The organism is Paenibacillus sp. FSL P2-0136, assembly GCF_037975325.1.
Taxonomy (GTDB): Bacteria; Bacillota; Bacilli; order Paenibacillales; family Paenibacillaceae; genus Paenibacillus_AQ; species Paenibacillus_AQ silagei.
The window spans coordinates 321331-337165 of sequence record NZ_CP150244.1 but is presented as its reverse complement, the minus strand read 5'-3'; the positions used below and the strand labels follow the sequence as shown (position 1 = coordinate 337165).

The window sequence follows — 15835 nt, the reverse complement described above, 5'->3', positions numbered from 1 at the left end:
TGCAGGGCCGGTCCGGCAAGCTTATCCTTCACGGCTCCGGCTTTATTCCTTGATCAAGGCCAGGAATTCGGCCCTTGCCGCAGCGTCCTCACGGAAGGTGCCGCGGGTGGCCATCGTAACCGTCTTGCTGCCCGGCTTCTTCACACCCCGGGCACACATGCACAGATGCTCCCCTTCGACTACAACCATGACACCGTGCGGATTCAGCACCTCGGTCATGATGTCGGCGATCTGGGCTGTGATGCGCTCCTGCACCTGTAACCGGCGGCTGACCGCTTCCACGAGCCGGGCCAGCTTGCTGAGTCCAGCAATGCGGCCGCTGGGCACATAACCGATATGCACCTTGCCGAAGAATGGAGCCATGTGATGCTCGCATTGGCTATAGTAGACAATATCCTTCACAATGACCAGCTCTTCATGAGACTCGTCGAAGGTGACGCCCAGCGCTTCACGCGGATCAACGGAATAACCGCCGAAGATCTCTTCATACATCCGGGTCACTCTGGCCGGTGTTTCCAGCAGGCCTTCACGGCTCGTATCCTCACCGATTAATTCCAGAATCTTCTCTACATGATACTCAATCTGCTCACGGTTTACAGAAACCTTCCCGTTCTTGTACTCCTTGATGCCCCCCATGAAAACTCCCCCCTTCCGCACCTGCAGCTGACTCTTATCTATTTCATACGATCATCATTATTACTTCTTGCGGGACTGTCCTTTGCCCGCAGCGGGACGCCCCGGCGGATTGCCGTTCTTCATCATCTGCTGGGCTCGCTGCATTTGCTTCCCGTTCAGGTTGTACCCCATTTGCTTGGCAACCTTCTGCAGCATTTCAGGATCATTCTGCATCGTTGTCATCTGTCTGCGCAGATAATATACGCCGATGAAGAATCCGCCGATCAGACCTACCACAAGCGTAATAATAGGCAATGCAATATTCATCTGTAATCCACCTTTGTACTCTATTGTCTGGCGATAACCCTGTTCAGGCACGCGAATCTATCATAGCATTTCAACAACTGGACAGCAATTGGCAAATCCCGCTGGCAGCCGGTTCATTTCCCGTCCGCTGCTCTCTGCTCGCGCAGCTTGCCTGCGGCCCGCTCCAGCATGTCGCGCACCGTAGCGTCCGCTTCGCTCTCCAGCGCCTGCTGGACTGCCGCAAGCGCTTCTTCGCCGCCGATGCGGCTGAGCGCCCAGGCAGCCGTCCCGCGCATCACCGGCCGCGTCTCCTTCAGCACAATCTCAGTCAGCTTCGGCACGGCCGATGCCTCCTTGAAGTTACCCAGCGCGATGACCGCATTGCGCTGGATCGGATTCTTGCCGCGCCAGGCGGCGGAGCTGCTGCCGAATTTCTCCTTGAACCCCCGGTTGCTGAGGTCCAGAATCGGCAGCAGCAGCGGCTTGACCACCTCCGGGTCAGGCTGGAGCTGCGGGCGGTGATTCCAGTTCTTGCCACGGTTCTGCGGACAGACAATCTGGCAGGTATCGCAGCCGTAGAGCCGGTTCCCGATCTTGGTCATATAGTTCTCGCTCAGGAAGCCCTTGGTCTGGGTCAGGAAGGAGATGCAGGCCTGGGCATTGAGCTGTCCCGGTCCGACCAGCGCGCCGGTAGGGCAGGCATCGATGCATTTCGTGCAGTCACCGCAGCCCTCCTGCACCGGCTGGTCCGGAGGGAGCGGGAGATTCGTCACCATCTCCCCCAGATAGATCCATGATCCCCACTTGGGAGAGATAATCGCACAGTTCTTGGCACTGAAGCCGATCCCTGCCCGCTCCGCTACTGCCCGGTCTACCAGCGCTCCCGTATCCACCATGCTCTCCAGCACAGCATCCGGGACACGCTCACGGATGAAGCTCTCCAGCTTCGCCAGCGCTTCACGAAGGACATGATGGTAATCCTGGCCCCAGGAGGCGCGGGCCAGAATGCCTCTGCGTGCACCCGGCTCGGATTTGGGCGGATTCTCCATCTTGGAGGGATAGGCCACGGCAATCGCAATGATGGAGAGCGGCTGCTCCCCGGACTGGAGGGCGGGAATCGTCCGCTTGTCCAGGTCAGGCTCCTCGAAGCCGGATTCGTACCCCTTGTCCCGATGCTCCTGAAGAATGTTCTTCAAATATAAAAACGGCTCCGCAGTGGTGAACCCGATATCATCGATACCGAGCGCAGCTGCAGCCGCCTTAATCTCAGCCTTAAGTTCCTCCCATTTGGAAGGAGGCGGAGCGTAGCCTTTCTGGATGTTGAGATGCATATCCGCCTCTCCTTTATAGATTGAATAAGGTTGCTCTACAGGGCCTTCATCTTAGAGAGAGGCCACCAGATCAGGGAGACCTTACCCACAATACTCTCCCCTGCGACAGCGCCGAAATAACGGCTGTCCTTGCTGGCTCCGGCATGCCGGTTGTCCCCCATGACGAAGTAGGTCCCCGCTTGCACGGTCAGACTGCTGAAATCGGGATCTTCTATAGATGTATCGATATATGGCTCATCCAGCAGCTTGCCGTTGAGATAGAGCTGCTGGTTCCGTACTTCAATAATGTCGCCGGGAATGCCGATCACCCGCTTGACCAGATATTCCTTGCGGCTGGGTCCCGTACTGGGATCATGAAGGACGACAACCTCCCCGCGGCCCGGATTCCCGAAGCTGAGGGCGATTTTATTAATAATCAGCTTCTCCCCCTGATAGAGGGTAGGCTCCATGGATTGGCCGATTACAGTTGACACGTTGAACACATAGATATTAAGCAGCGACATCACAGCGAACACAATCCCCGCCGTAATGATCCACTCCCGCATATCCTTGATCCATGTTCTTCGGGACTTCTGTCTGGACTTGTTATGCGTCACTGATCTGTATCTTTGTCTGCGGCTCCGCATGAAATCTTCTTCAAGCTCCCGGTTCATAGGCCACCTACTTGCTTCGATTGGGTTATCCGTTCCTTAACAATAGAAAAGCATATCTCCCGCCCATTTGCAATGGACATAGGGAAGATATGCTTTAGTATAATGAAACAGACTATGCAGGAATACCCATATTCAAAGTATCCGCCCTGCAACAGTTCTCTACTCTGACCTTTGATTCCGCTTACAGCAGCGGTTCAACAACAGTTACCCGACAATGCTCAGCTTGCGCACGGATTTGAAAATGTGGTTCTCGTCATAACCCATGGCTTCATATAGAGGCATTGCAAAAGAATTGTGTTCATCGACGGCAACATAAATGCCGCTGACCTTCCGCGCCTGAAATCTGCTCTCCATAGCCGTTACAAGACTCTTACCGACTCCTCTGCGGCGGTAATCCGGATGGACGGCAATGCGGAAATAACAGCCGTGATTCTTCTCAATCGTACCAATCAGCGCACCGATGATTTCTCCTTCATCCTCAGCAACTACAATGAGATCAGAATCCCATGACAATTGCCTGGAGAAAGGCTCGATCGTGCTCTCGAAACATTCTTCCGATAATGCGGTCTGCAGCAATTCAGTCACTGGAGTTACATCGCTTAATTGAAAGGAACGAACGTGCATACTTTCAAGTCTCCCTTTTCTATGGCTTATGATTTTACAAAAAGAAGGAGTTTCCATAACAGCATAAAGTGGAAAAAAGCATCAAAAACCGAGGAATACCTGCTTTTGTCTCTATTAAAGCACACTTTTCTCGCGTTATCATCATTTTTCTTTTGAAAGCGCTTGATATGAAGCGTTTACATTCAATATAGTTTCATATTTAACATCTATTAGGAGATTACAGTAGTCAAAACGTCCCGGTTACGAAGCCTCACTAGTTTAACACAGCCTTAACACTTTCAGTGAGCTGCGGGCGGGAAAATACTTTTTAAACATTTTTGTTTATTTAATGTTGCATTATTGTTCCAGATGCGTTTTAATAATAGTATCTCAACGGATATATACCCAAACCAACATATAATCAGGAGGGATTTTTCCATGGCTTTTCAATTACCGGCACTTCCGTATCCGAACAACGCACTTGAACCACACATCGACGCATTGACGATGGAGATTCATCATGACAGGCACCATAACACTTATGTGACGAACCTGAACGCCGCACTGGAAAAGGCACCCGAACTGCAAAACAAAAGCATCGATGAGCTTCTGACCGACCTGAACGCTGTACCGGAAGCGATCCGCACAGCGGTCCGCAACAACGGCGGTGGACATGCCAACCACACCCTGTTCTGGGAAGTGATTGGACCGAATGGCGGCGGCGCACCAGCCGGCGCACTGGCTGCTGCCATTGACAGCGAGCTGGGCGGCTTCGATAAATTCAAGGAAGACTTCGCGGCTGCAGCTACTACACGCTTCGGCAGCGGCTGGGCTTGGCTCGTGGTGAAGGACGGCAAGCTTGCCGTAACCAGCACACCGAACCAGGACAACCCGATCAGCGAAGGCGCAACTCCAATCCTCGGCCTCGATGTATGGGAGCATGCCTACTACCTGAACTACCAGAACAAACGTCCTGACTACATCAAGGCGTTCTGGAACGTAGTGAACTGGGAAGAAGTCGGCAAGCGTTACGAAAGCGCGAAATAAGCATCTGCCTTCAGCATGATGCTCTAAGCAAACAGGTTCACCTCTGCCGTAATGGCGGGGGTGAACCTGTTTTTATTTAAAATATAAGAATTTATATGTTCCACACGATAACTTATCCTTCTATTTCTCGCTGAAACGGTACCGTCCTTTAAAAGGACGGCAATGCCGTTTCCACTTGCCACGCTAAGCCAGGCTGAATTCACTGCCTGAACTTGGCGTTCAGAGCGTCGTACTCACGCCGGGTGACCGGAATTACCGTTCCATGGCGGGGGCTGGCCGGCAGCTCATAATCAGTGGATACCGTCCACTTACCCGAATCAAGATCTTCCGTCTCCAGCGGGATGTACCCTCTCCCTCCGAATTCATCCACAAACAGATACCACTTCTTCTCTGTATTGGATTTGAACAGGGTTGGCCCTTCAATGCCCTTTAGTCCGCCGACACTCCCGCTTAGCAGCTTCACCTCAGGCGCAAATATTGAATCCAGGGACTCCTGGAACACCATTTTGCCAAAAGGCGATTCCGGGCCTTGCTCGCGCTCATCCTTGGTGAATCGGTAAATCTTCCCGTTATATGCCGCCATAGTGGTATCAATGATCGAATACCCGTAGTCCATATAGACCTGCGGCTCTGTGAACGCGCGGAAATCGCGTGTCTTGCTGTACAGGATTGTCTGGTAGGCGTCCCCGGTGTGAGTAGAATCGGTGTACATCCGCGAGGCCCAGAATACGATATATTCTCCGCTCTCCTGGTCATAGATCACCTCAGGTGCCCAGGTATTCCCCGCTTCCTCAGGTGAGACCTTGGCTTCCCAAGGCTCCGACCAGTCCACGAGATTATCCGATTCCCACACGATAATCGCCCGGCTGCCCTGTGTCTGGGCTGCGCCCCAATCCCAGTTGCCGTTGATCTTCAGATCGGTGGCGATCAGATAGAACTGTCCACCTTCAGGTGAACGGATGATGAAGGGATCTCTGACCCCCTTGTTGCCTAAGCTGGACCTAAGCACGGGCTTCCCGCTATTCAGCTCCTTCCAATGCAGCGGGTCATTGCCTTCGCTGAGGGCGAAGTATACCTGCTCGCCGTCCCCGGTCCCTTCGCCTGTGAAATAGGTGAACAGATAGCCCGCATAGTCCGCCGCCGCCGGAATGTCCTGTGCAGCTTGATTTCCGGTAACCTGAGTTCCGGCAACCTCACCCGGCTGGCCTGCCTGCTCCTCTAGCTCCGGCCCGCCTGCCACCAGGGTCACCACCGACTTGGCCGGGATAACGGCCTGGAATACCTGCTCCCCATCTGCTGTCCCATCAGCAGCTACATCAACGGCCAGATCCTCACTGCGGGCCAGATCCAGCTGCATATTGGTTACATAGGAACGCAAGGCAGATGCCTTCAGTCCCAGTCCGCTCAAGGTGAGCTGCACCCGCTTCTCCTCCAGGCTGTCATTCACCAGCACCGCCGTCATGCTCTGCTCCTCCTCGTGTACATAAGCAGAGCCGAGCAGCTCGCTTCCGGCGTCCTGGCTCAGACCGGAGAGCGCAATCCGCACCGCTCCGGGGCGGATGAACTTGCTGTAATTGCCTAGCGACCACAGGATCTTCGAGGTCAGGATGTTCTGCCCGTCTCCAGGCTGATTGTAGTCGGTGTACAGCAAGCCGTCCTTGTAATCTACCTTGGACACTGCGGTCCACCACTGCCATGCGGCTGCATCCGCCTCGGTCAGATCGAAGTGAATGGTGCGCGCCACCTGCAGCGCGGGCTCCATCCCCAGATCCCGTCCAGGGCCATAGTCGCCCATAATGCAGTATTCGGTGACCCAATATTTGGCCTGCGGATCATATTGCTTCAGATTGCGCTCCAGCAGCCTTCTTAGCTTCACCAGCCGGTCGTCGCCAGAATGACTGTAGTCGGACCAGTAGGAATGCGAGGCGATCTTGTTGCCTACCGCTTCCTTCAGCACAGGGTCACCCAGCAGGTCCTTAATGTATTCCCGGTATTTTCCCAGCCCCAGGCTGTTAGCCCCGCTGGAGTAGACGCCGCTGCCCGTGAATTCCCGGTAGTGTTCATCATCCAGCAGAGAGGTAATCTCCACCCCGTCCGGGGCACTGATCTGCGCTTCCAGCCCGCTGGCACGGAGCTGGGCATGCAGCTCCAGAATCACCCGCTTCAGATCGTCATTGTTGTACCGGCTGGCTTCCTGCTGCGCATGATTCCAGTCCCAGGTCGGCTCGTTAACGGGGCTGATATAATCGAACTCCAGCCCTTCCTGCTTGAAATGCTCCAGCACCTCAATCAGGAAGGAGGCGAAGGCCGCTTCATAGCCTTCCTTCAAATTACTGGACCCTACCTCCGGATCAGGCTGGGCATGGCCGTTGCCGGTCATCCAGACCGGCGGGCTGTTGACGAAGGCAATCAGGGATTCGACTCCGCGCTCCTTAGCCGCCCGCAGGAACCACTGCTGGCCGTCCTGCCTGCTCCAGTCGTACGGCGCTTCCTCCGTTATTTTGAAGGCTTCCGTTCTACGCCACGGATCTGGAATGATTGCCTGATCGGTCTCCGCCGAGCCTGCGCCTATATTGAAGCGCCAGGCCGACAGCCCGATCCCTCTGCTGCGTGAGAACAGCAAATCTGCCACCTTGTTCTTATTCTCTTCGGTCCACTCCTTCCCCAGGGGGTCCATGGACCAGGCGTCGGACGCGCCAAAGTTATCGATAGTCTGATAGCGGACATTGCCGTCTATCGTCACTGCCGCATCCGGCGGTTTCTGGTGCTGCACAGGGATTTCCTCCTCTTTCCTATTACTGAACAGAATCATAACAACACACGCTAGAACAACGCCGGTAACCGCCATAGCTGCCAGCCGCTTCATGCTCCTATCCTCCTCCTAACCGACCAGACCGGACCGCTCCACACTCTCTACGAAATGCCGCTGAACGAATACATAGAGAATAATTAGCGGCAGAATCGCCATCAGCACACTGGTATTCATCATCATGGACATGAAGAACGGGTCCTGAACGAGCGAATTCGCCGCCTGGCCGCCGCCTGTCATGTAGGTAGCAATGCCGTAGCCGGCCGATGACATCATCGATGACATGACCTTCGGTTCATTCAGATACATGTTGGTGAAGAATGAGTCATTCCACTGCCACACGAAGGAGAACAGCATCACCGTTACCATAGACGGAATGGCATTGGGCAGAATCACCCGGGCGAAGGTCGTGAAATAGCCCGCTCCGTCCACATAGGCCGCTTCCTCAATCTCCCGTGGAATGCCCTTGAAGAACTGGCGGAAAATATAGACATACAGCCCTGTCTTAACGCCCATCCCGAGCATTGAAGAAATAATAAACGGCCAATACGTGTTAATGAGATTCGCCGGCTTCCCCGTGAACAGCTCAATCAGGCCGAACAGGTCAAAGTTCTTGAAGTGCAGGTACAGCGGGATCATGATTGTCTGGGAGGGGACAAGAATCGTAAAGATCACTGCCGCGAACAGCAGCCCGCTCCCCTTAAACTTAATCCGGGCAAAGCCGTAACCGGCCAGCACACAGATGATCGTCTGAAGCACCATGACCGCTGAGGACAACAGCATGGTATTCCGCAGTACTGCCGGATAGTTCATCGCCTTGAATACGAGCCTGAAGTTCTCCAGGGTGAACGCCTGCGGTACCCAGATCACGGTGGAATCATACAAATCGTCCATACTTTTGAACGCAATCGACAGCTTCAGCAGGATTGGGTACAGAATGACGAACGATATGCCGAAGACCAGCACAAAACGGGCGATCACCCACAACCATTTTTTTGAAAATTCCACCCAATAGGCGGCCGAAGCCAGCCGGTGCAGCTGCTCTTTCTTAGAGCGGTGCGGCATTGCTGCGGTCTCTGTCTTCATGAATGCTCCTCCTTCCAAGCCGCTAGTCTTGATAAAAGACTTTACGTGAGATCAGCGCCGTCGTTACCCACAACAGCAGCGCGATGATAGCAAAATACATCCAGGACATGGCTGCGCTCAGCCCGAAATTGAAGCTCTTGAACGCTGTATCCACCACCATCCGGCTGGTCTGGTCGCTGATGAAGCTGTCGATGATGGTATAGACCAGATTCGTCAGGATCAGCGGGCCGATCATCGGAAACGTAATTTTCCAGAAGGCCTCGTAGCCTGTGGAGCCTTCAATCTTCGCCGCCTCATACAGGGAAGGGGAGATCGATTGCAGCCCCGCCAAAAAGATCAGAATCTGCACGCCCGATTGGCTGACAATCTCATAGATCCGGCTCACCGCTCCAGTCAGATACTGCACCACGGTGGGGCTCAGACCGGATTCGATCAGCAGCGTGGTCAGCTCCAGATTCTTGATCACCGACAGGCCTCCGCCCGTGGAATCACTGGCGCTGCGCACAACGGACTGCATCAGATCCCCGTTCTCAATGCTGGCAATAATGCCCGAGGCCAGAATGACCGGCAGGAAGAAGATGGCCCGGGCCAGCACCCTGCCATGGAACTTCTGATTGAGCAGCACGGCGAAAAACAGGCTGAAAATCAGAATAAGCGGGGTGTTCAGCACGATATTCATCACGGATTCCGTTAATGTCCGGACATAGGATTCATGGGAGAACAGCGCCTCCCGGAAGTTCGCGAGTCCGATATACTTCAGCGTGAAGCCCTCATCATTGACCTGCAGGTTACTGAGGCTGAACCGCAGGGAAGACAGCAGCGGCGTCAGGAACAGGAAGCAGAAGCCCGCGAACCAGGGAAGAATAAAGTACAGGCCGTAATATCTGTTTTTTTGCTCCAGGGACAGCTTCTTAAGCTTCATTATGGCTGCTCACCTCCTACCCGGTAATTCCGTCCGTCTATGGTTACTCCGCCCACAGTCACCGGTGCACGGTTATAATTCACTATAATTGCGGTACCCGCTTCATAGGTCGTCTGATAGACACCGGCCGCAAGCTTCTTATGCTCCTTGATCGTCTGGGACTGGACACTCTTCAGTACACGGCTCAAGGCCTGATACTGCCCGGCTGCCTGGTCAATCCAGCTGCGGTAATCGGCTGAATACAGCCGGTCGAAGCCTGTCATCTTGATATTAGAGGGATCTGCATAGAACCAGGTATAATAAGGTGCGCTCCCGGTCTCCAGCGCCTTCAGCAGGCTGAGTGATGCATCCTGATCGTCAGCCATATTCCAGGCGGTTCCGGCATATTGCAGATAGCCGTGGTACACCATCTGGAAGAAGGGGATGCTCTCATCCGTAATATTGAACCCGCTGCTCTGCATGGGCGCAGCCACTATATGACGGGCGAAGGGCGCCGCGTACGCATTGCCGCCTTCCACCATCAAGCGGGGCACCGAGCTGCTCATGCGCTCCAGCTGCTCCTTGACGATTCCCTCGGCCCGCTGGCGGTCCACCAGATCCTCCGCATTGAAATCGGAATTCAACCCGCTGCCGAGATCCCGCAGGGACAAGCCGTCCACTCCAAGCGCTGCATAATCCCCGAGGAAGCCGTCTACCACACCCGGCAGTACCCGGGGGCTGACGACATAACCGGAGGGCTGCTTCACATCCAGCTTCAGCATGGAGAAGTCGAAGGGATACGTATGCGCCAGCTTGCCCGTAATCAGCCGGGAGGCCTGTGATTTACGTAAGCCCTTGGCTTCCGGGAAGGTCTGCAGGAACGAAGCATCGGGATACAGTGTAATTCCCTTATCCTGTGCGTAAGACTGCAGCTCCTGAAGCCCTTTTGCCCCGCCAAGCTTGCTGTCCACCGATACGCCCTTCGGGTAATTATGGTTGATGCCGCCGTTGAACCATCCGGTATACCGCAGTTGAATGTCCCCGATCCCCTTCTCCTGCATCTGCTCCAGAATGACCTCGGCCTCCTTGAAGGAAGTAAGCGGCTCATAAGCGCTGTAAGGAATGCCCAGGAAGAATTTCTTCTTCGGAATGCCGCCGATCAATTCCAGGTAGAAGGGAACGTCCTCTGCCCCTTCCAGCCTTGCCATCCCGGTATGTTCGATTAAGTACTCCCGGTATTTCGCAGCCATGCCTGAATAGCTGGCTTCCTCCTGATCAAGGAAGCTGTACGCTACAGTGATATCTCCGGGGAAGATACCTGCCTGAAATTGCTTCACCGTACTGGAGCGCCAGCCGTTGGTCAGCGTCACTTCCTCCAGACTGCCCAGCGTATAGCTGGAGAAGACATAGTTATACTGATTCAGCCGCCCGCTGACGTCTGCCTCCACGGCTGCAACCGCATCTCCGCTCTCGATCACCGCCAGGAAGCCGCGGTCCTGAACCTTCATACCAAATACAGGCAGCCGTGCGGTCTCCTCCTTTTGCACTTGCCCCAGCTGGGTCAGCGCAGCATCCGGCCCGTACATCGCGGTACGGTAAGGGGTTGCATAGAGCTTGTTATTATTGAAGTGTATCAGCGACCCGGAGCCGTCAGGCACCAGGCTGTAGCCTTCATCCTTCGTCCCGCTCGCCCCAAAAAACGGAAGCAGCGACAAACTCTGAATATGCATATTATCCGGATAACGGACCTTATCGCCCGGGATGCTTACCCGCAGCAGCTTCCCGTCCAGCCGGTATTCCAGGGGAAGCGTCACCAGAGCGGCTCCGTCCTCCTCTTCACCGTAGGCCGCCTTATCGATGGCGATTTGCGCCTCATCATAGCCGATCTGCCCGAACAGGGAGGTTACCTTCTTCAGCCCCACTCCCTTGAAGGAGGTATCCCTTCTTTCATACCGCTTGTTCGGCTCATCGTACCTGAACCGCTTCTCAATCTCCTTCTTGTCACTGTCCTTCTCAAGGCGCCCGATGATCAGGGTACGGAAGCGTTCTTCACTGATGTATTTGGGAATGCCGTCGATATTGCTCTTGACCTCCCCCAGCGTATACACGATATTCAGGCTGTCGCCCGATTCCTCGATGGTGAACTGGCTGCTCTGCACACTGTGGGTGTAGTTGTCGTAGTTCATCAGATTGCCCTTGCTGTCATAATAGGTCAGCTCCACCTGCACATTCAGCTTGGATTTGTTATATCCGGTGGCGACAGCATCCTGTTCGCGGTCCTGCGGGTTAGAATACCAGAGCGCTCCGCTCTTCTTATCCTTAACGGCGATCTCCGTGGTCATCTGATTCAGATACAGGGTCAGATATTCGTTGTCCAGTGCCTCCTTCATGTCTGCGGATAGCTCCGGCGATTTCGGGGTCGGGGTGTCCTGCACGCTCTGCGCTGAGGATTGTATCGCTGCTTCGGATGGTTTCGCTGCTTCAGACTGTACCGCCGATTCAGCTTCAGGTGCGGATTCGGCCAAGTCCGCGTACGGCAGGACAGCTGCGCCGCTGAGCATAAGCACAATTGCAATGATGGTTAGCTTCTTCTTCAAAGCCTGGCTCCTCCTTTCTTATCCGCGAAGTGAAAGCTCCTGGTAGACGGTGTAGACAAAACTGACAATTTGCTGGATCAGATTGAAGAACAGCAGGCCCAGGAAGATGATAATGCCTACCACAGCCAGCGTCAGCAGCATGGTTGTAATCGTTTTGAGCACCGTGTACTGATGAACCGTCATGGTCCCGATGAACAGGAGCCACACGAACCACAGCGTAGCCAGAGCATCCAGCAAATGATAGAAGGAAGCCTCCCGCAGCGTAATCACGTTGCTGAGCAGGATATTAGGAATGTTGATCAGAATCAGCGGAAGCAGGGCGTAGCCTGTCGTAATGACGATCTCCGCGAACTTCCCTTCCCCGTCCATCAGCGTCGTCAGCGACCAGTTCGCCAGGCACCAGAGCAGGAACGGGAAAATAATATACTTGAGCTCATTGATGCTGTTCAGTTCAAGCGGGTGATTATAATTGACCACATAGCCCACATATTGGCGCTTCACGATCATGGTCAGGGTAAGGAATATAAGAATGCCCAGTGCCATTCGCAGCTTACCCTTATTCTCGTATTTCAGATCCCAGAATCCGTCGAAGGGGTGCAGAGCTACATGCAGTGAATATTTAATGTCCTTAAGAAATAGCATCCTGGACCCTCCCTCCCTTTCTCGGCCGCTTCACCAGGCGGGCAATCACGTAGCCGCCCAGCAGCACGGCTATCATTCCCGTCATATAGATGCTGAAGTGATCGCGCATATACTCCCTGCGGTATTTCCCCAGTGCCTTAGAGTAATATTCGCGGTCATTGCCCAGCTTCAGATAGGTCATAGCCTCCTTGTATTCGCCTTGGCGGAGCAGAGATTTGCCGATGCCAACATACGCCATCTCATAGTTGGCATCCAGCTTCAGCACCTCCCGCCACAGCTTCGCGGCTTCATCATGCTTGCCGGAGCTGTACAGGGTGTTGGCTTCATTCACCATGCTGCCGAACCGGGTCACCGTGAACTCGGTAATTCTCCCCAGATCACGGTCCAGCACATAAATCGCATTCTCATAGCTCTCCACCGCCGCCGGGTTCTTGAATGTGCCGAGCTGGCTGCCCAATTGGCCGATTACATATAGCAGCTTGCCGTCCTCATTGTAGGTGAAGATCCGCCCGCGCGTGGCGTCCAGTGCCCGGTAGACCCCGTTTCCCGTCACATCAATGTCAATGAAGGCGGAGCGGTCCTTACTCAGATCTCCGATCGGTGGAATCTCCCCGCCAACCCGCAGGACATCGATGCCGGAGGGATTCAATCTTTTTACCGGAGAGAAGGTCTTCTTATCCACCGTAGTGGTATAGATGAAGCCATCCTCATCGACATCGACATTATTGAATTCCAGCGGAATGAACTGCACCATCTTCTCGCGCTGCTCCTTGGTCGATACCGACTTCCAGAACAGATCCACAGGATCAAACTGCACCTTGTTCGTGCCCATGAAGCCTGTGAACTGCCCGTCGCTGTCGAACTCGATCAGCCCTTCGTAGACCCCTCTGCCGACCACATAAATGCGGCCTGCCTTGTCAACAATCACTTTCCGCGGAAAATACTCAAAACCCGCTCCTATCACATCCGCCTTCGGCGCCCCGATCTCCCGCACGAAGGTCCCTGTGCCGTCCAGCTCGACCAGCCGTCTGTTCTCCGTATCCGCCACGTAGATCCGGCCGGCGTCCGTAACGAAGAGACCTTCCGGGTTATTGAAGCTGTCCTTCTTCTCCCCGTTCTGGAAGCCTTCAATGACACGGAGTGTGTTCCACTCTTTATCCAGCACCACAATCCGCCCGTTCCCGGAATCGAGCACGTAGAGCAGCCCCTCCGCCGAGACGAACAGGTCCCCCGGAGCATTCCAGGCTCCCGTCCCTGCCTCTAGCCCGCTGATGGCCCTCGAAGGAAGATAAGCAATCGGCGACTGAACCGCATCTCCCCAGTAGGAGTAGGTATATCCTTCATACGGCGCAGCCCCGGCCGGCCTTGGACACAGGCTCACAAGCAGCAGCACGGATACAAGCACCAGTATCAATGACTTTATTCTCAACCCTAACGCCTCCATCGCTTCAGTCCTTCATGCCGGACGAAGCCATCGTCTGAATCACATTGCTCTGTGACAGAATGAACGTCACAATCGGCACGGTCATCATAATCACCGCTACCGCGGCTCCGACTCCTGCACGGGCGATCCCGCCCTGAATAATCTGGCCCATCGCGTAATGCAGCGTCTTGAGCTGCTCGCTGTAGATGAAGCTGCCCCCGTCCGTGCCCCATAGCATCTGCATCATCAGAATGAGCAGCGTCAGCCAGGCCGGCTTCACCAGCGGCATGACAACCTGCCAGAAGATGCGGTATTCACTTGCCCCGTCTATCTTCGCCGCCTCCAGCAGCGCATCCGGGATCTGCTCCATAAACTGCTTCATGAGATAGAGTCCCAGCGGATAGGCAAAGGCAGGAACGATAACCGCCTGGTAGGAGTCCATCCAGCCCAGAGCGGACATAATCATATAGTTCGGTATCGCGGTGACATGCGGCGAGAACATCAGCGACAGGACAACCACGGTGAACAGCACTTTGGAGCCGCGGAATTTATGCTTCGCCAGCGGGTAAGCCGCCGCCGAGGCCAGCAGAATATGCCCGGCTGTACCGGCAGCGGTAATGAATACCGTGTTGAATATATATCTGGAGAACGGCACCCAGGAATTCTTCATCACCTGAAACAGATTGGCGAAGTTCTCAAGCGTGGCATTGCGTACAAACAGCGTAGGCGGGAAAATAAACAGCTCATCCAGCGGCTTGAATGCATTGTTAATGACATAAATTAACGGAACCGCCATGAATGATCCGAATCCGGCCAGGGCCAGGAACAGCAGAGCGTCGACCTGCCAGGAACGGTTTACTTTTTTGTTCAGACGTATCGCCAGCTTCATCCCGCTTATTCACCCACCCTCTTCAGCAGCTTTTGAACAATCAGATTGCTGCCCAGCATCATCACGAACAGCACGGTGGCAATCGCCGAGGCATAGCCCATCTCGAAGCGGATCGTACCGTAGTCCACCAGATGGGTTACAATCGTATGCGCCCCGTACTGCACACTCGGGAAGCCTGCCAGCGCCATAGCCACATCGGCAACTGCCAGCGACGCAGTGATCTGAATAACCGCGCCGAACATCAGCTGCGGGCGCATGGAAGGGAGCGTAATGAACCACAGCTCCTGCCAGCGGTTTTTGACACCGTCCACAGCCCCTGCTTCATACAGCGTCTTGTCAACGGTCTGCAGTCCGGCGATGAAGGCCAGGAAGCTGGTCCCGAGGCTTAGCCAGAGCTGTACCAGCATGATGATCCCCAGCATATACTTGGGGTCCTGCAGCCATTGGATCGGCTCATAAATTACGCCAAGCTGCATGAGAAGTCCGTTGATGATCCCGTAGGAGTCACTGGAGAAGATGATCTGCCAGATGAAGAATACATTCCCCGAGATCGACGGCGCAAAAAAGATCAGGGTCATAAACGCCCGCAGCTTGGGATTCAGCTCATTGATCAACCAGGCAAACAGAAAACAGGCGATATAGCTGACCGGTCCGGTAACGACCGAGAAAATCAGTGTATTCTTGACCCCGATCAGGAACACATCATCGTTCCAGAGCAGCTTGGAATAATTCTCCCAGCCGATCCAGCGCGGCATCTCCAGCATATTGAAGTGCGTGAAGCTGAAGATGATCGAAATCGCCACCGGCAGTACGGTAAACAACAGAAACAGCACCATATATGGAGCCAGCAGGACGTACAGGTGCTTATCCCGCCGCACATCCTTGCCGAACAAAGCCCAGTAATTACGCAGCCCGGAAGGGGACAGCCGGGGC

14 protein-coding genes are annotated in these 15835 nt (G+C 54.6%); 1 reads left to right on the top strand and 13 read right to left on the bottom strand.

What is annotated here, in order from left to right; all coding sequences use genetic code 11:
- Positions 1 to 42: 42 nt before the first annotated feature.
- The 5 genes from folE to NYE26_RS01415 all read right to left on the bottom strand — a co-directional run bounded on the left by folE (position 43) and on the right by NYE26_RS01415 (position 3529).
- Positions 43 to 636, bottom strand: coding sequence for a GTP cyclohydrolase I FolE (folE, locus tag NYE26_RS01435; RefSeq protein ID WP_036723782.1), 594 nt, complete (start codon positions 634 to 636; stop codon positions 43 to 45).
- Positions 637 to 696: 60 nt separating this feature from the next.
- Positions 697 to 942 carry a YneF family protein gene (locus tag NYE26_RS01430; RefSeq protein WP_036723780.1) on the bottom strand — a complete coding sequence of 82 codons (246 nt, stop codon included), beginning with the start codon at positions 940 to 942 and terminating at the stop codon, positions 697 to 699.
- A gap of 113 nt (positions 943 to 1055) precedes the next feature.
- Positions 1056 to 2252, bottom strand: a complete 1197-nt coding sequence (queG, locus tag NYE26_RS01425) for a tRNA epoxyqueuosine(34) reductase QueG (RefSeq protein ID WP_339253363.1) — start codon at positions 2250 to 2252, stop codon at positions 1056 to 1058.
- Between the two features lie 35 nt (positions 2253 to 2287).
- On the bottom strand, positions 2288 to 2905 hold the full coding sequence (lepB, locus tag NYE26_RS01420; protein ID WP_081751075.1) for a signal peptidase I: 618 nt from the start codon (positions 2903 to 2905) through the stop codon (positions 2288 to 2290).
- Between the two features lie 204 nt (positions 2906 to 3109).
- Positions 3110 to 3529: a GNAT family N-acetyltransferase gene (locus tag NYE26_RS01415; protein ID WP_036723776.1), complete on the bottom strand. Its 420-nt coding sequence runs from the start codon at positions 3527 to 3529 to the stop codon at positions 3110 to 3112.
- A 417-nt stretch (positions 3530 to 3946) separates the two neighbouring features.
- Here NYE26_RS01415 and NYE26_RS01410 point away from each other — a divergent pair, with 417 nt between their 5' ends.
- Complete coding sequence (locus tag NYE26_RS01410) at positions 3947 to 4555, top strand: superoxide dismutase (protein WP_339253361.1); 609 nt, start codon at positions 3947 to 3949, stop codon at positions 4553 to 4555.
- Between the two features lie 199 nt (positions 4556 to 4754).
- On the opposite strand, the gene NYE26_RS01405 is transcribed toward NYE26_RS01410, so the two are convergent.
- Genes NYE26_RS01405 through NYE26_RS01370 form a run of 8 tightly spaced genes read right to left on the bottom strand, consistent with a single transcriptional unit; the run spans position 4755 to position 15828 of the window.
- Positions 4755 to 7421 carry a glycoside hydrolase gene (locus NYE26_RS01405; protein ID WP_339253359.1) on the bottom strand — a complete coding sequence of 889 codons (2667 nt, stop codon included), beginning with the start codon at positions 7419 to 7421 and terminating at the stop codon, positions 4755 to 4757.
- Positions 7422 to 7436: 15 nt separating this feature from the next.
- Positions 7437 to 8450, bottom strand: coding sequence for a carbohydrate ABC transporter permease (locus NYE26_RS01400; RefSeq protein ID WP_081751074.1), 1014 nt, complete (start codon positions 8448 to 8450; stop codon positions 7437 to 7439).
- A 22-nt stretch (positions 8451 to 8472) separates the two neighbouring features.
- Positions 8473 to 9372, bottom strand: coding sequence for a sugar ABC transporter permease (locus NYE26_RS01395; RefSeq protein ID WP_209877854.1), 900 nt, complete (start codon positions 9370 to 9372; stop codon positions 8473 to 8475).
- Positions 9372 to 11948, bottom strand: a complete 2577-nt coding sequence (locus tag NYE26_RS01390; RefSeq protein ID WP_339253356.1) for a DUF5696 domain-containing protein — start codon at positions 11946 to 11948, stop codon at positions 9372 to 9374. Before NYE26_RS01390 ends, NYE26_RS01395 begins: the two co-directional genes overlap by 1 nt.
- A gap of 18 nt (positions 11949 to 11966) precedes the next feature.
- Entirely contained in the window at positions 11967 to 12590 is a 624-nt protein-coding gene (locus tag NYE26_RS01385; RefSeq protein WP_339253354.1) for a Yip1 family protein, read from the bottom strand.
- Positions 12577 to 14019, bottom strand: coding sequence for a tetratricopeptide repeat protein (locus tag NYE26_RS01380; RefSeq protein ID WP_339253353.1), 1443 nt, complete (start codon positions 14017 to 14019; stop codon positions 12577 to 12579). The genes NYE26_RS01385 and NYE26_RS01380 overlap by 14 nt, the downstream gene beginning before the upstream one ends.
- A gap of 19 nt (positions 14020 to 14038) precedes the next feature.
- Positions 14039 to 14902 (bottom strand): carbohydrate ABC transporter permease, encoded by an 864-nt coding sequence (locus tag NYE26_RS01375; RefSeq protein WP_209877862.1) that lies wholly within the window; start codon positions 14900 to 14902, stop codon positions 14039 to 14041.
- 5 nt (positions 14903 to 14907) lie between these two features.
- Positions 14908 to 15828, bottom strand: a complete 921-nt coding sequence (locus NYE26_RS01370; protein ID WP_235191816.1) for a sugar ABC transporter permease — start codon at positions 15826 to 15828, stop codon at positions 14908 to 14910.
- Positions 15829 to 15835: the final 7 nt, after the last annotated feature.

What these genes read in the sequence shown, in the direction of transcription:
- NYE26_RS01415 (WP_036723776.1), bottom strand. Translation starts at nt 3,529, where the DNA reads ATGCACGTTCGTTCCTTTCAATTAAGCGATGTAACTCCAGTGACTGAA.
- NYE26_RS01410 (WP_339253361.1), top strand. Translation starts at nt 3,947, where the DNA reads ATGGCTTTTCAATTACCGGCACTTCCGTATCCGAACAACGCACTTGAA.
- NYE26_RS01375 (WP_209877862.1), bottom strand. Translation starts at nt 14,902, where the DNA reads ATGAAGCTGGCGATACGTCTGAACAAAAAAGTAAACCGTTCCTGGCAG.
- NYE26_RS01430 (WP_036723780.1), bottom strand. Translation starts at nt 942, where the DNA reads ATGAATATTGCATTGCCTATTATTACGCTTGTGGTAGGTCTGATCGGC.
- queG (WP_339253363.1), bottom strand. Translation starts at nt 2,252, where the DNA reads ATGCATCTCAACATCCAGAAAGGCTACGCTCCGCCTCCTTCCAAATGG.
- NYE26_RS01405 (WP_339253359.1), bottom strand. Translation starts at nt 7,421, where the DNA reads ATGAAGCGGCTGGCAGCTATGGCGGTTACCGGCGTTGTTCTAGCGTGT.
- lepB (WP_081751075.1), bottom strand. Translation starts at nt 2,905, where the DNA reads ATGAACCGGGAGCTTGAAGAAGATTTCATGCGGAGCCGCAGACAAAGA.
- NYE26_RS01400 (WP_081751074.1), bottom strand. Translation starts at nt 8,450, where the DNA reads ATGAAGACAGAGACCGCAGCAATGCCGCACCGCTCTAAGAAAGAGCAG.
- NYE26_RS01395 (WP_209877854.1), bottom strand. Translation starts at nt 9,372, where the DNA reads ATGAAGCTTAAGAAGCTGTCCCTGGAGCAAAAAAACAGATATTACGGC.
- folE (WP_036723782.1), bottom strand. Translation starts at nt 636, where the DNA reads ATGGGGGGCATCAAGGAGTACAAGAACGGGAAGGTTTCTGTAAACCGT.
- NYE26_RS01385 (WP_339253354.1), bottom strand. Translation starts at nt 12,590, where the DNA reads ATGCTATTTCTTAAGGACATTAAATATTCACTGCATGTAGCTCTGCAC.